This window comes from Streptomyces swartbergensis (assembly GCF_002148965.1).
Classification (GTDB): domain Bacteria; phylum Actinomycetota; class Actinomycetes; order Streptomycetales; family Streptomycetaceae; genus Streptomyces; species Streptomyces swartbergensis.
Genome location: NZ_NGFN01000227.1, coordinates 1 through 14,216 on the forward strand (window position 1 = coordinate 1; position 14,216 = coordinate 14,216).

General features: G+C 72.3%; 16 protein-coding genes and 1 pseudogene. 10 read left to right on the plus strand and 7 right to left on the minus strand.

Annotated features, from left to right (window positions below; genetic code table 11):
- Together CA983_RS29190 and CA983_RS29195 are read right to left on the minus strand one after the other, a co-directional pair.
- On the minus strand, positions 1-487 hold a 487-nt coding region (locus tag CA983_RS29190), incomplete at its 3' end, for a transglutaminase-like domain-containing protein (RefSeq protein WP_208637067.1).
- 30 nt (positions 488-517) lie between these two features.
- The gene (locus CA983_RS29195; RefSeq protein ID WP_086603823.1) at positions 518-1,531 is read right to left on the minus strand and encodes a GNAT family N-acetyltransferase; all 1,014 of its coding nucleotides are present in this window, start codon (positions 1,529-1,531) and stop codon (positions 518-520) included.
- 140 nt (positions 1,532-1,671) lie between these two features.
- Here CA983_RS29195 and fdxA point away from each other — a divergent pair, with 140 nt between their 5' ends.
- Entirely contained in the window at positions 1,672-1,992 is a 321-nt protein-coding gene (gene fdxA / locus CA983_RS29200) for a ferredoxin (RefSeq protein WP_018089397.1), read from the plus strand.
- Positions 1,993-2,113: 121 nt separating this feature from the next.
- Complete coding sequence (locus CA983_RS29205) at positions 2,114-3,211, plus strand: bifunctional succinyldiaminopimelate transaminase/glutamate-prephenate aminotransferase (RefSeq protein WP_086603824.1); 1,098 nt, start codon at positions 2,114-2,116, stop codon at positions 3,209-3,211.
- 95 nt (positions 3,212-3,306) lie between these two features.
- Here CA983_RS29205 and CA983_RS29210 read toward each other — a convergent pair whose 3' ends face one another.
- Positions 3,307-3,753: an ATP-binding protein gene (locus CA983_RS29210; protein ID WP_086603825.1), complete on the minus strand. Its 447-nt coding sequence runs from the start codon at positions 3,751-3,753 to the stop codon at positions 3,307-3,309.
- Positions 3,754-4,198: 445 nt separating this feature from the next.
- Positions 4,199-5,182 carry a VldE C-terminal domain-containing protein gene (locus CA983_RS29215; protein WP_086603826.1) on the minus strand — a complete coding sequence of 328 codons (984 nt, stop codon included), beginning with the start codon at positions 5,180-5,182 and terminating at the stop codon, positions 4,199-4,201.
- An 84-nt stretch (positions 5,183-5,266) separates the two neighbouring features.
- On the opposite strand from CA983_RS29215, the gene dapE reads away from it, so the two are divergent.
- Positions 5,267-6,346, plus strand: coding sequence for a succinyl-diaminopimelate desuccinylase (dapE, locus tag CA983_RS29220; protein WP_086603827.1), 1,080 nt, complete (start codon positions 5,267-5,269; stop codon positions 6,344-6,346).
- Positions 6,347-6,464: 118 nt separating this feature from the next.
- Positions 6,465-7,223: an LOG family protein gene (locus CA983_RS29225; RefSeq protein ID WP_086603828.1), complete on the plus strand. Its 759-nt coding sequence runs from the start codon at positions 6,465-6,467 to the stop codon at positions 7,221-7,223.
- Between the two features lie 97 nt (positions 7,224-7,320).
- Here the strand turns inward: CA983_RS29225 and folP are convergent, their stop codons facing one another.
- On the minus strand, positions 7,321-8,181 hold the full coding sequence (gene folP, locus CA983_RS29230; RefSeq protein ID WP_086603829.1) for a dihydropteroate synthase: 861 nt from the start codon (positions 8,179-8,181) through the stop codon (positions 7,321-7,323).
- A 135-nt stretch (positions 8,182-8,316) separates the two neighbouring features.
- Here folP and CA983_RS29235 point away from each other — a divergent pair, with 135 nt between their 5' ends.
- Positions 8,317-8,718 (plus strand): DivIVA domain-containing protein, encoded by a 402-nt coding sequence (locus CA983_RS29235; protein ID WP_086603833.1) that lies wholly within the window; start codon positions 8,317-8,319, stop codon positions 8,716-8,718.
- Entirely contained in the window at positions 8,715-9,299 is a 585-nt protein-coding gene (locus tag CA983_RS29240) for a DNA-3-methyladenine glycosylase I (protein ID WP_086603830.1), read from the plus strand. The genes CA983_RS29235 and CA983_RS29240 overlap by 4 nt, the downstream gene beginning before the upstream one ends.
- 15 nt (positions 9,300-9,314) lie before the next feature.
- On the opposite strand, the gene chcB is transcribed toward CA983_RS29240, so the two are convergent.
- Entirely contained in the window at positions 9,315-10,118 is an 804-nt protein-coding gene (chcB, locus tag CA983_RS29245; RefSeq protein WP_086603831.1) for a 2-cyclohexenylcarbonyl CoA isomerase, read from the minus strand.
- Between the two features lie 385 nt (positions 10,119-10,503).
- On the opposite strand from chcB, the gene CA983_RS29250 reads away from it, so the two are divergent.
- Positions 10,504-10,671, plus strand: coding sequence for a DUF3117 domain-containing protein (locus CA983_RS29250; RefSeq protein WP_003966491.1), 168 nt, complete (start codon positions 10,504-10,506; stop codon positions 10,669-10,671).
- Between the two features lie 118 nt (positions 10,672-10,789).
- Here the strand turns inward: CA983_RS29250 and CA983_RS29255 are convergent, their stop codons facing one another.
- Entirely contained in the window at positions 10,790-11,488 is a 699-nt protein-coding gene (locus tag CA983_RS29255; protein WP_279628480.1) for an O-methyltransferase, read from the minus strand.
- A 163-nt stretch (positions 11,489-11,651) separates the two neighbouring features.
- Between CA983_RS29255 and sigE the strand changes: the two genes are divergently transcribed.
- The 3 genes and pseudogenes from sigE to CA983_RS29270 all read left to right on the plus strand — a co-directional run.
- The gene (gene sigE, locus CA983_RS29260; protein ID WP_236711701.1) at positions 11,652-12,425 is read left to right on the plus strand and encodes an RNA polymerase sigma factor SigE; all 774 of its coding nucleotides are present in this window, start codon (positions 11,652-11,654) and stop codon (positions 12,423-12,425) included.
- On the plus strand, positions 12,422-13,471 hold the full coding sequence (locus tag CA983_RS29265; protein ID WP_086603832.1) for an anti-sigma factor family protein: 1,050 nt from the start codon (positions 12,422-12,424) through the stop codon (positions 13,469-13,471). The genes sigE and CA983_RS29265 overlap by 4 nt, the downstream gene beginning before the upstream one ends.
- Positions 13,472-13,702: 231 nt before the next feature.
- A pseudogene (locus tag CA983_RS29270) lies at positions 13,703-14,216 on the plus strand (protease); the annotation flags it as partial.

Sequence of the window (14,216 nt, forward strand, 5' to 3'; positions counted from 1 at the left end):
GCACCCGCCCCCCGTCGAACGGATCGGCGAGCACCTGCCCCTCGTCGGGCCCGAAGCCGACCACGAAATGCCCCGGCAGAGCCACCCCGTACACCGGCGCCCCGGCCCGCCGGGCCACCTCCATCCACACCACGGACAGCAGGATCGGCAGCCCACGACGCCGCACCAGCACCTCGTGCAGCAGTGAGGACTCCAGGCGCTGGTAGTCGGCCGGGGCGCCGTGAAACCCCAGCCGGTCCCCGAGCAGCTCCCGCACGGCGACCGCCCACGCCCGCGGCCCCCCGGGCCGGTACGGCAGCAGCCCGGCCAGCCGGTCCAGCTCGACCTGCGCGGCGTCCATGCCCGCCTCGTCCAGCGCTCCGTCCGCCTCCGCGCCCACCAGCAGGCACAGCGTCGACAGATCGGGCCGCTCGGACCGGGCCTCTTCGGCGAACCGCCGCCGCAGCTCCGCGGAACGCTCGGGGGACGGGGGATACGGGGGACGCATAGCTGGCTCGTGCCCTCTCACGACGATCGGTTACCGGCCGGAGTCGCGGTCATCCGGCTCCCGGTAGTGGTGGTAGGCGTGGTGCGCGGCGAAACCCATCCCGGCGTACAACGCCCTCGCTCCCTCATTCTCGGCCTCGACCTGGAGCCACGCGGCCGACGCGCCCTCGTCGAGGGCCCGCCGGGCCAGCGCCGCCATCACGGCCGTGCCCAGCCCCTGCCGCCGCACATCCGGATCGACCTCGACCGCGGCGAACCCGGCCCACCGCCCGTCGACGACACACCGCCCGATGGCGGCCGGAGCGGCCCCCGCCGAACCGGGCACGGTCGCGAACCACACCGACGGCCCGCTCCCCAGCACCCGCAGCGCGACCTCGCTCACGCCCTTGCGCTGGTACCGGGCCAGCCACGCCTCGTCGGCCTCCCGGGACAGCACGACCCCCGACGGCTCGGCGAGGTCGGCGACCGGCGCCAGCGGCCCGACCCACAGCTCGGCGGTCACCTCCCGGACCCAGCCCCGCGCCTCCAGCTCCGCGCACAGCAGCTCCTGCGTGCCCTCGGCGCCGGTCGCGGTCTGGACGTAGGCGGGCAGGCCGCGCTCGCCGTACCACCGCCGAACGGTGTCGAGGGCCTCGTCCAGGGACACGCCCGGGTCACCGAGCGGCAGCACCGAATTGGCCCGCCGCGTGAACCCGGACGCGGCCCGCAGCTCCCAGTCCCCGAGCCGCTCGCTCTCCACGGGCCTCCAGGCCCGCGCGGCGACCCGGGCCAGCTCCTCGTAGGAGGCGGCCGGACCCCGGCGACGCGCCGGCGCGGCGGGTACGACCTTGCCCGCGACCAGCGCGGATTCCGCGATGCGGACGCTCTCGCCACCCTTCCGTGTGATCAGCAACACACCTTTGTCCCATGATGTGAGAACTCCGACCGTGTCGGTGAACTTCTCACCCGGAGGAGCATGTTCGATCAAGCTCCGTACCGAGACCCGTTTGCCCACGTCAGCAGCGGTGATACGGACCTCGAGTCGCCCGGCGGCAGAGATTTCCACAGGTCAGTTCACCCCTCCTGTTCGGATCATGCCCAGGAACGGAGATACTAGGGGCGGGCATCGACGACGCCGCGCTCCCGCGCGCCAGGCGGCGGAGCCTGAGGAGGCCCGCCAGCGCCCTATCGAGGAGGAACGACAGCGTGACCTACGTCATCGCGCAGCCTTGTGTCGACGTCAAGGACAAGGCGTGCATCGAGGAGTGCCCGGTCGACTGCATCTACGAGGGCTCCAGGTCCTTGTACATCCACCCGGACGAATGCGTCGACTGTGGTGCCTGTGAGCCGGTCTGCCCGGTCGAGGCGATTTTCTACGAGGACGACACTCCGGAGGAGTGGAAGGACTACTACAAGGCGAACGTCGAGTTCTTCGACGAGCTCGGCTCGCCCGGCGGCGCCAGCAAGCTGGGGCTGATCGAGCGCGACCACCCCTTCATCGCCGCGCTGCCGCCGCAGAACCAGTAAGGGCGGCCCGCAGCAGCGCCGCCTCGGTCCCGTACGGCCCCATCAGCCCGCTGATCGCCGTACGGGGCCGAGGCGTTTGCCGTAGCCCGGCTCGTACGTGCCAGAAAGTGAGCCAGAACCCGTGTCCGCAGTCTCCGACCGTCTCCCCACCTTCCCCTGGGACAAGCTGACGCCGTTCAAGGCCACGGCCGCCGCCCATCCGGACGGCATCGTGGACCTGTCGGTCGGCACCCCGGTCGACCCGGTCCCCGAGCTGATCCAGAAGGCGCTGGTCGCCGCGGCGGACTCCCCGGGCTACCCGACCGTCTGGGGCACGCCCGAGCTGCGCGACGCGATCACCGGCTGGGTCGAGCGCCGCCTCGGCGCCCGGGACGTCACCCACCGCCACGTCCTGCCGATCGTCGGCTCCAAGGAGCTCGTCGCCTGGCTCCCGACCCAGCTGGGTCTCGGTCCAGGCGACCGGGTGGCCCACCCGCGCCTGGCCTACCCGACGTACGAGGTGGGCGCCCGACTGGCCCGCGCCGAGTACGAGGTCTACGACGATCCGACGGAGCTGGACCCCGAGGGCCTGAAGCTCCTCTGGCTGAACTCCCCGTCCAACCCGACGGGCAAGGTCCTGTCGAAGGCGGAGCTCACCCGGATCGTCGCCTGGGCCCGTGAACACGGCGTCCTGCTCTTCTCCGACGAGTGCTACCTGGAGCTGGGCTGGGAGGCCGAGCCGGTCTCGGTGCTGCACCCGGACGTCAACGGCGGCTCGTACGAGGGCATCGTCGCCGTCCACAGCCTCTCCAAGCGCTCGAACCTGGCCGGCTACCGGGCGGCGTTCCTGGCCGGCGACCCCGCGGTCCTGGCTCCCCTCCTGGAGATCCGCAAGCACGGCGGCATGATGACGTCGGCACCGACCCAGGCGGCGGTGATCGCGGCCCTCGGCGACGACGACCACGTCCGCGTCCAGCGCGAGCGCTACGCCGCCCGCCGCGCCCTCCTGCGCGAGGCCCTCCTCGCCCACGGCTTCCGCATCGAGCACAGCGAGGCCAGCCTCTACCTGTGGGCCACGCGCGGCGAATCCTGCTGGGACACGGTGGCCCACCTGGCCGAACGAGGCATCCTCGTGGCCCCGGGCGACTTCTACGGCCCGGCAGGCGCGCAGTTCGTCCGAGTGGCTTTGACGGCGACGGACGAGCGGGTACGGGCGGCAGTGGATCGGCTGAGCAGGTAACGGTTGCCGCTGTGGGCAGTCGTTCGGCCGGCGCCGGAACGAACCGAAGGGGTCCAGGGAAATCCCTGGACCCCTTCGGCGGTAAGAGCCCGGTGTCAGCCGACCGGCAGGCCCTTCGCCGGCAGCGAGCCCGTAGACGGCACCCCGCCCTTCGTCAGGGAGTCCGTCGGCAGACCCCCCTGCGCCGAACCAGCCGCGTCACCGACGAGCTGTCCGGCGGAGCCCGCCGCGTCACCGGCCGCCTTCTGCGCGAGGGGCGTGGTCTTCTTGACCGTCTTGCCGCCGATCTTGCCCGCGGCCGGCACCGCCTTCTTGACGGTCTTGCCGCCGGTGTCACCCGCGGACTTGGTGACGTCCTGCGCCGCGCCGTCGACGGTGTTGCCGACGTTCGCCCCGTCCAGGGCGGTCAGCCCGCCGAGGTTCGGGTTGGCCGGCAGCTCGGGGGCCGCACTGGCGGAGCCGGCCGCACCGACCCCGGCAGCCGCTCCCGCAGCGACGATCAGCGCGGCACGGGCGATCCGGCGGGTCAGGGGGAGGGACATGGTGCTCCTTCGACGGAGAGAACAGTGTGGTTCGTGAAGTGTCCGACCGGGTCCGGGAGTTGATCGACTGGCTGTTGATCGCCCCGGCTCGGACGCAGTGACTACCGCTCGAAACCCTCGAAGGTTGCGGCGCCGCAACGTAAAGAGTTGGTAATGCGTCGCATAATCTGCTGCGGAAAAACGGGCAAAAAGACCCCCGCCGGAAAGACTGCCGAATCCTTCCAGCCCTTTGCCCCCAAGGTTTTCACGGACTCCCGGGTGAGGGCGTGAAAACCTGCGCGCACCGTCGCGGCAAAGCCGCGCGGGCAACCCTCACGGGTGAGTTCCCGTACCCCTGCCCGATCCAGGGGGTGTCCGCAAAGTCCCGTCGTCCGCCCGGAGGGCGGGCCCTGCGGCGAGAGTGCGTGCCGGGCGTCGCGGGCAGGCGGAACTTTGCGGACACCCTCTAGTGCATCGTGACAATACGGACGGCGCCCGCGTCCCGCTCCGCGCCCGCCGTGCCCTTCGCCGGGACGTCCCGCCACTCGCTGGCGGTGTTCCCGGCGACCCACTCCCGCCCCGCGTACGTGACGCGTGCGATGTGCAGCTCGGAGGCGTTGGCCACGGCCCAGTGCGCCAGCTGCCAGCCGCGCTGTTCCGCGCTCTGCCCGGTGGCGGCACCGGTGTCGGCGGTCACCGGCAGCGTCATGGTCCGCCCGTCGGACCCGCCCGTATCGCTCGGGGACGGCGTCGGAGAGGCCGCCGACGAGCGGCCCACCTCCGCACCGGCCGGCTCCAGCACATCACGCCCGAAGTCCCGCACGAGCGCGGCACGCACCCCGTCCGGGCCCGTCGCCCGGGTCGCGGCCGGGCGGCCCTCGCAGGTCAGCGTGGCCGCGGACTGCCCGGTGAGAGCCGCGGCGAGCAGTGCCGCGTCCGGCTCGTGCTTGGCGTAGGCGTGCGGGAAGCCGCTGCGCTGCACGCGCTGCGCGGCGACGGTGAGGGGCAGCCGCGTGTAGCCGGGCACCTTGACCAGGTGGTCGTAGAACTCGCCGGCCGAGTACGTCGGGTCCATGATCTCCTTCGGCGTGCCCCAGCCCTGCGAGGGCCGCTGCTGGAACAGGCCGAGCGAGTCCCGGTCGCCATGGTCGATGTTGCGCAGGCTCGACTCCTGGAGCGCGGTCGCCAGCGCGATGGTCACGGCACGCTCCGGCAGGCCGCGCCCGTCACCCACGGCGGCGATCGTCGCCGCGTTCACCGCCTGCTCGGGCGAGAACTCGTACGACGCCCCGTCGCCCTTGCCGGAGACGACTTTGCAGCCCGGTCCGCCGGTTCCTCCGGTGACGTACTGCACCACGAGGTAACCGGCGATCGCGAGCAGGATCACGAACGCGGACCCGCATCGGAAGAGGCGGCCGCGACGCTTGGGAGGAGAGGACGGCTCTGGCACGCCGTACAAGGTACTGGAGAGTACGGAGTGCCTTGTGCCGGGTGTGGACAGTGTGCACAGGCCTGGCGCGTTAGGGTCGACGGCATGGCCGACACCTCTCTTGACCTCACGCTGGATGCCGCAGAGCTCACCGCCCGGCTCGTCGACTTCCCTTCCGAGAGCGGCACCGAGAAGCCGCTCGCGGACGTGATCGAGACCGCGCTGCGCGCGCTGCCCCACCTGACGGTCGAGCGGTTCGGCAACAACGTCGTGGCGCGGACGGACCTGGGCCGCCCGGAGCGGGTGATCCTGGCCGGTCACATCGACACCGTCCCGATCGCGGACAACGTCCCCTCCCGGCTCGACGAGGACGGCGTCCTGTGGGGTTGCGGCACGTGCGACATGAAGTCGGGCGTCGCGGTCCAGCTGCGCATCGCGGCCACGGTCCCGGCCCCCAACCGCGACCTGACCTTCGTCTTCTACGACAACGAGGAGGTCGCCGCGGAGCTGAACGGCCTCAAGCACGTCGCCGAGGCGCACCCCGAGTGGCTCCTGGGCGACTTCGCGGTCCTCCTGGAACCGTCGGACGGCCAGGTGGAGGGCGGCTGCCAGGGCACGCTGCGGGTGCTGCTGAAGACCAAGGGCGAGCGGGCCCACTCGGCGCGCGGCTGGATGGGCTCCAACGCGATCCACGCGGCCGCCCCGATCCTGGCCCGCCTGGCCTCCTACGAGCCCCGCCGGCCGGTGATCGACGGTCTGGAGTACCGCGAGGGCCTGAACGCGGTCGGCGTCACCGGGGGAGTGGCCGGCAACGTCATCCCCGACGAGTGCGTCGTGACCGTCAACTTCCGCTACGCGCCCGACCGCACGCCCGAGGAGGCCGTGGCCCACGTCCGGGAGGTCTTCGCGGACTGCGGCGTGGACGAGTTCGAGGTGGTCGACCACAGCTCGGCGGCGATGCCGGGCCTGTCCCACCCGGCGGCGAAGGCGTTCATCGAGGCGGTGGGCGGCACCCCGATGCCGAAGTACGGCTGGACGGACGTGTCCCGCTTCTCGGCCCTGGGCGTCCCCGCGGTCAACTACGGCCCGGGCAACCCCCATTTGGCGCACAAGCGGGACGAGCGCGTGGAGATCGCGAAGATCCTCGCGGGCGAGGAGCGCCTGCGGACCTGGCTGACGGCCTGACCGGCCGGAACGCCATCGTGTTTACGGCGCTCGATCGCGGACATGCTCACGTCCCTCGTTCGTAACCCGCGTAGATCTACGCTGAGGCGGAACGACCGGCACGACGGAGGGAGCGCACATGGCGACCGGCAACCCCGAGGGAAAGAAGCAGCCGCCGGAGGAACAGCGCCTGGGCCCGGTCCTCCGGCGGCGGGGGCAGGTGCAGGCCAGCACCACCGACCAGCGGCTGCTGGACGAGCGGGCCCCGTCCGACTGGGTGCACACCGACCCCTGGCGCGTGCTGCGCATCCAGTCGGAGTTCATCGAGGGCTTCGGCGCGCTCGCCGAACTCCCGCCCGCGATCAGCGTGTTCGGCTCGGCCCGGACACCGGCGGACTCGCCCGAGTACGACGCGGGCGTCCGGCTGGGCAGGGGACTGGTGGACGCGGGCTTCGCGGTCATCACGGGCGGCGGCCCAGGCGCCATGGAGGCGGCCAACAAGGGCGCCCTGGAGGCCAAGGGCATCTCGGTCGGCCTCGGTATCGAGCTGCCGTTCGAGCAGGGTCTGAACCCGTACGTCGACATCGGCCTCAACTTCCGCTACTTCTTCGTCCGGAAGATGATGTTCGTCAAGTACGCCCAGGGCTTCGTCGTCCTGCCCGGCGGCCTCGGCACTCTCGACGAGCTCTTCGAGGCCCTCACCCTCGTCCAGACCCAGAAGGTCACCCGCTTCCCGATCGTCCTCTTCGGCAGCGAGTACTGGGGCGGCCTGGTCGACTGGCTCCGCCACACGGTCATCGCCCAGGGCAAGGCCGCGGAGAAGGACCTCCTCCTGTTCCACGTCACGGACGACGTGGACGAGGCGGTGGCACTGGTGTCGAAGGAAGCGGGCAGGTAGAGGCGAGCCGGGCTTCCTGGCCGACCGAGTCGGGCGGCGGATGGGCATAGGCCGGGGGTCCAGGGGGCGGAGCCCCCTGGTACCTCAGGTCAGCGCCCTAGGCCAGCCCACGCCGGGCAACGGCAGGCTCCCGCCACCCCGCGATCGCCCCGACCATCTCCAGCACCTGCCGCGTCTCCGCGACCTCATGCACCCGGTACACCTGCGCACCCAACCACGCGGACACCGCAGTCGTGGCCAACGTCCCCACCACTCGCTCCTTCACGGGCCGGTCCAGCGTCTCCCCGACAAAGTCCTTGTTGGACAAAGACACCAGCACCGGCCACCCCGTGGCGACCATCTCGCCCAGCCGCCGGGTCGCCTCCAGACTGTGCCGCGTGTTCTTCCCGAAGTCGTGCCCGGGGTCGATCATGATCGACTCCCTCGGCACGCCCAGCGCGAGCGCCCGCTCGGCCAGCCCGACCGTCACGTCCAGGATGTCGGCCATGACGTCGTCGTACTCCACCCGATGCGGCCGGGTCCGCGGCTCCGCGCCGCCCGCGTGCGTGCACACCAACCCCACCCCGTACCGCGCGGCGACCTCGGCAAGCCCAGGATCCACCCCGCCCCACGCGTCGTTCAGCAGGTCCGCCCCGGCCTCGCACACGGCCGCCCCGACCTCGGCCCGCCATGTGTCGACGCTGATGATCACGTCCGGGAACCACCGCCGCACCTCCGCCACGAAGCCGACCGTCCGCCGGGCCTCCTCCTCGGCCGTGACCTCCTCGCCCGGCCCGGCCTTGACTCCGCCGATGTCGATGATCGCGGCGCCCTCGGCCACCGCCTGCTCCACGCGCGCGAGGGCGGGCTCGTCGCGGAAGGTCGCGCCCCGGTCGTAGAAGGAGTCCGGGGTCCGGTTCACGATCGCCATGATCACCGGCTCGTGCGGTCCGAATTCCCGCCTGCCCAGCCTGAGCATCCGCTGTGACCTTTCCTGGTACGTCCCCGTCCTGCGCCGCCTGCGACCCTAACTGTCGGAGTCGCATGGCACGATCGGAGCCTGACACCATCCGTGTCCGAAGACACCGACACATCCGACCGTGGGGGCTCCGCGATGGTTATGTTCCTGTTCCTGGTCGTCGCGCTAGCCGTAGTGGTCGCCGCGGTGACCCTCGCCGTGGTGGGCGGCGGCGAGAACGGCCCGTTGCCCGAGGCCGCCCCCGAGCGGCTGCGGGACCCGCTGCCCCCGGACCGTCCGGTCGACCGTGGCGACGTGGAGAGCCTCCGCTTCCCGCTCGCCGCCCGCGGCTACCGCATGGCGGACGTGGACGACGCCCTCAGCCGCCTAGGCGCCGAGCTCGCCGAGCGTGACGCCCGCATCGCCGACCTGGAGTCGGCCCTGGCGGGCGCCCGGGCGGCCGCCGGCCATGGCCCGGTCTCCGGGGACAACCACACTTCCGCGGGGAACCACGTGTCCATGGACAAGCCCGCTCCGGGCCAGGAGGACCGGCCATGAGTGACGGCGCCGCCCTCGCCGGCCCGGACGGCGCGCTGCGCTGCCCCTGGGCCCTGTCCGCCCCGGAGTACGTGACGTACCACGACGAGGAGTGGGGCCGCCCGGTCCACGGCGACGACGCGCTCTTCGAGCGCCTCAGCCTGGAGGCCTTCCAGTCGGGCCTGTCCTGGATCACGATCCTTCGCCGGCGCCCCGGCTTCCGTGCCGCCTTCGCCGACTTCAAGATCGCCTCGGTGGCCGCCTTCACCGACGAGGACCGCGAACGCCTCCTGGCAGACGCCGGGATCATCCGCAACCGCGCCAAGATCGACGCGACGCTCGCCAACGCGCGCGTCCTGGCCGAGTGGGCCCCGGGCGAGCTGGACGAGCTGATCTGGTCGCACGCCCCCGAGCCGGGCACCCGCCCGGTCCCGAAGGCGCTCTCCGACGTCCCGGCCGTCACGCCCGAGTCGACGGCCCTGTCCAAGGCGCTGAAGAAGCGGGGCCTGCGCTTCGTCGGCCCGACGACGGCGTACGCGCTGATGCAGGCCTGTGGACTGGTCGACGACCACCTCCAGGCCTGCGTCGCGCGTCGCACCTGACCCCGTCGCAGCAGGTCAGCGGCCCAGATACCGGGGCTTCTCCTTGTTGACGAAGGCCTGCACCGCGATCGCGTGGTCCTCGGAGGAGCCTGCCCTGGTCTGGAGCTCGTCCTCCTTCTCCAGGGTCTCCGCCAGGGAGTGCGTCAGCCCGTAGGCCATCGACTCCTTCAGTGCCGCGTACGCCACCGTCGGCCCCTCGGCCAGGGCCCGCGCCACCTTCTCGGCCTGAGCGCGCAGCTCGCCGGCCGGCACCAGCCGGTTGGCGATGCCGAGCTCGTACGCCTCCTGCGCGCTGATGCTCCTCGGGAAGAGCAGCAGGTCGGCCGCCCGCCCGGGGCCGATCACCCGCGGCAGCGTCCAGGAGACCCCCGAGTCCGCGGTCAGCGCCACGCCGGCGAACGAGGTGTTGAACGCGGCCGTGTCCGCCACGATCCGGTAGTCCGCCGCGAGCGCGAAGCCGAAGCCCGCCCCGGCCGCCACCCCGTTCACGGCGGCCACGACCGGCTTCGCGGCCTCCGTCAGCGTCCGCACGATCGGGTTGTAGTGCTCCCGCACCGTGCTCATGGTCTGCCCGGAACCGGTCTCCCGGTCCTCGGCCAGCAGCCCGATGTGCTCCTTGAGGTCCTGCCCGACGCAGAACGCCCGGTCACCGGCGGCGGTCAGCAGCACCGCCCGGACGGCGGTGTCGTCCGCCGCGGACCGGACCGCCTCCCGCAGGGCGACCTTGGCCGCCACGTTCAGCGCGTTCATCGCCTCCGGGCGGTTCAGCGTGATCGTCGCGAGTCCGTCGCTCACCTCGTAGAGCACGGTGTCGGCCATGGGGTATCCCCTCCGTGTCGCCGCTCGGGGACGTACCGGCCGGTACGTCCCAGGTCTGAGGACAGCATGACGGAGATCGGCGACGGGTGATCGGACCGGACATGTGACCTGCGTCAAAGAATTCTCGTCCGGATCCGTTCGGCGGAAGTGTGTGCGGTGGCGGAGTATCGCAGTCACATCGCCGAATTGAGTGGTTTTGCTCGCGTGCGTTGCCCAAGCGATGCCGACTGATGTTGGTCATCGGGTCCTGAGATGCGGGATAATGGCTTGGAAGCAATGTGTTCGATGCCGGTGTCGCGTGTCCTGCCTCAAGGACAGCACTGTGCCCTTCTTCAGGGGGCCGTCGGCCTTGACGATGAGCTGGGTTTCAGGAAGGGGAACGAGCATGGCGGCCATGAAGCCGCGGACGGGTGACGGCCCGCTCGAGGTGACCAAGGAGGGGCGGGGCATCGTCATGCGCGTTCCGCTCGAAGGCGGCGGTCGGCTCGTCGTCGAGCTGACCCCGGACGAGGCCGACGCCCTGGGCGATGCCCTCAAGAAGGTCGTCGGCTGACGCGCAAGCGACCATACCCTTTCAGCTGCCCCGGCATCATTTGAGGTGCCGGGGCGGCTGTTTTCTCACCGATGACTTTCGCCTGCCCCGGGTTCCGCTCCACTAACGTGCGGCCCGTCTACCGTTTCACCGCGCACAGCAGCCCGTCGCCCACCGGCAGCAGGGACGGCACCAGTTCCTGGCTCTCGCGCACCGCGCGCAGCAGCTCCCGCAGCCGCAGCACCTCGGTGGGCTGCGGACCGGAGTCCACCGTCCGGCCGTTCGCGAAGGCGCCCTCGAAGACGACCAGTCCGCCGGGGCGCAGCAGCCGCAACGATTCAGCGAGGTAGTCCATGACCTCCAGGCGATCGCCGTCGCAGAAGACCAGGTCGTAGCCGGCGTCCGCGAGGCGGGGCAGCACGTCCAGGGCGCGGCCCGGGATGAAGCGGGCCCGGTTGCTGGCGAAGCCGGAGGCGCGGAAGGCCTGCCGGGCGAACTGCTGGTGCTCCGGCTCGGGATCCACGGTGGTCAGAACACCGTCCGGGCGCATACCGTGCAGGAGGTGGATCCCGGAGACGCCGCAGCCGGTCCCGATCTCCGCGACGGCCTTCGCGTCGACGGAGGCGGCCAGCAACCGCAGCGCGGCGCCCGTGCCGGGCGACACCGAGCGCAGACCCGCCTCACGGGCCCGGTCGCGGGCCCAGCGCAGCGCGTCGTCCTCGGCGACATAGGCGTCGGCGAACGCCCAGCTCGTCTGCCGGTTGCCGGTAATGACCCTCTCCTGTCCCCGTGAATGCCTGGGCGTGACTGTATCCGTTGGGCCCGGGAACCCGCAGATGGGACCGGTCGTTTAAAGGGATGAGCGAGTTGGGCGCGGGTCGTGACGGGGGCAGGCAGTGGATCGAGGCGCCGAGCAAGTGCCGACGCAGCAGTACGAGGCGTATCAGCCCAGATCAAATTCTCGTAAAACCGCTTATCCGGTCCTAACGGGCGAGGTGGCTATGGTAGGGGCTCCACTGGACACCACCAGAGCTGACAGGGGAGGTGCGGCTGCGCCTGTGGATAGGGGAGGAGTGCTCCGGCGTTTCTTCACATCCCCGGCGGGCAGGCCGACATCCGTGAACGACACTGCTGACCACAGCCACGCCGCTGACTTCGCCCAGACCGCGACCTTCACCACCGACGCGGACGGGCAGGCGTGGACTCCGCCCACGTGGGAGGAGATCGTCAGCACGCACAGCGGCCGGGTCTACCGGCTCGCCTACCGCCTGACCGGCAACCAGCACGACGCCGAGGACCTCACGCAGGAGGTCTTCGTCCGTGTCTTCCGTTCCCTGTCGACGTACACGCCGGGCACCTTCGAGGGCTGGCTGCACCGCATCACCACGAACCTGTTCCTGGACATGGTCCGCCGCAAGCAGCGCATCCGCTTCGACGCGCTCGGCGAGGACGCGGCCGAGCGGCTGCCCAGCAAGGAGCCCTCTCCGCAGCAGGTCTTCAACGACGCGCACTTCGACGCGGACGTCCAGCAGGCCCTCGACACCCTCGCCCCCGAGTTCCGCGCCGCGGTCGTCCTGTGCGACATCGAAGGGCTGTCGTACGAGGAGATCGCCGCGACCCTCGGCGTCAAGCTCGGCACGGTCCGCTCGCGCATCCACCGTGGCCGCTCCCAGCTGCGCAAGGCCCTCGCGCACCGCTCCCCTCAGGCGCGCGCCGAGCGCCGCTCCTTCGTGCCCCGTGTTCCCGCACTGGGAGGAGGGGGCGCGAGCGCGTGAGCGGATCACGGCCGAAAGCTTCCGAGGGACACCTCGCAGAGCAGCATCTGGGAGACCGACTCTCCGCCCTGGTGGACGGAGAGCTCGGTCATGACACGCGTGAGCGCGTACTGGCGCATGTGGCCACCTGCCCGAAGTGCAAGGCGGAGGTGGACGCCCAGCGCCGGCTGAAGAACGTCTTCGCGGCGGCGGCCCCGCCGCCCCCCTCCGAGAGTTTCCTGGCCCGCCTGCAGGGACTACCCGCGGGCGGCGGCCCGGACGGTGATGCCACACCGCCGGGCGGGGGAGGGCTGCCCGGCGGACTGGCCGGACGGTTCGGATCGGCCGGGGCCTTCGGAGCGAAGCGCGGCGGCCGGCTCGAGTTCGGGTACGTCCCGGCCCGGCCGCACGTCCCCGTGCTGCCGTCCTCCGAGGGGAACCAGGGCCTCCCCTCGGGCGGCCGGGGCCTGCCGTCCGACGGCCGGGGCCTTCCTGCGGGCGGCCGGGGCTTCCGTATCCACGACGTCGGCCGGCACGAGCCCGAGAGATCCTCCTCGCGGCTGCGGTTCGCCTTCGCGGCCGCCGGAGCCGTGTCCCTGGCCGCGCTCGCACTGGGCGGCGTCACCACGGGCACCCCGGCCGACACGGAGGCCCGCGGCGGCTCGGGCACGGGGAGCAACGTGACACCGATGCGCACGCAGGGCACGGGCGCCGCGACGCAGCCCGAATCCCAGCGGCGCCGCAGTACGGGGCCGTTGCTCGGGCAGGTGCACGGCCAGAGTGTGCTCGGCCGCACCCCGGTCGCCCCGACCGAGGTGTCCGCACCCCTGCTGCCGGGTGTGCCGCATTCCGCCGCGGGGCAGCACGCCGTCCACGCGCTGGCCGCCCCGGTCATGGCCGGTGCCGCCGCCATGTCCCCGCTGATAGGTCCGCTCCAGGCGGCCCCGCCGGCYGCCCTGAGCTCGTGGTCCGCGGTCCCCGRGATCGCGGCGCCCCTGCTCGCCGTGCCCCTCCCGGACACGACCTCGTCCCCCTCTCCTCCCGCCTCCTCCCGGACGGCCCGCTGACCGGCCGCTGCGCGGCGGCGAGCGGACCTGATTGAATCCGGGGGTGGCGCCCGCGGCCGAGGCGTGGCCGTGGCGCCGATTCGACGAACTGCGGCTACCGCCGTCGAGCCGTGCCGCGGCTGTGGGGAGAGCATGAACGAGGGGAAGCCCACGAAGGCCAAGTGGTGGAGCCGTCCTCGGCCGCAGGGCCTTACGGGGGAGCCGGAGAGTACGGGGCCGGCCCCGGGGGACTTGGCCGACACCGACGGCGACTTCGAGCTGGCGCGGCCCGCTGGGCGGCGGGCCGAGGACGGTGGCGACTACGAGCTGAGGCGCCCCGAGCCGGTACCGGCCGACGGCGAGCCCGCCGGGGTGCCCGCGGGGGTGCCCGCTGGGGGCGCCGAGGACGGCGTTCCCGCCACGTCCGCCGTGCCGGCCCAGGGCGGACCTGCCGGGAGCGGGGTGGATGCCGGGAACGCCACGTCCGCCGTGCCGGCCCAGGGCGGACCTGCCGGGAGCGCGGTGGATGCCGGGAACGCCACCTCCGCCGTGCCGGTCGACGGTGCCCCCAAGCCCCTGCACGATCCCGACCCGTACAGCACGCCGCCCTACGGCGGACCCGGCCCCTGGGCGCCCGCGCCGCCGGTGCAGCATCCGGCGGCGACACCGGCGCACGGCGTGACGACGGCGGACCGGCCTGCCATGCCCGGCACGCCCCTTCCGCCGCCGCAGGGGACACCGGCGGCGCCTCCCGGCATCCCCGGGC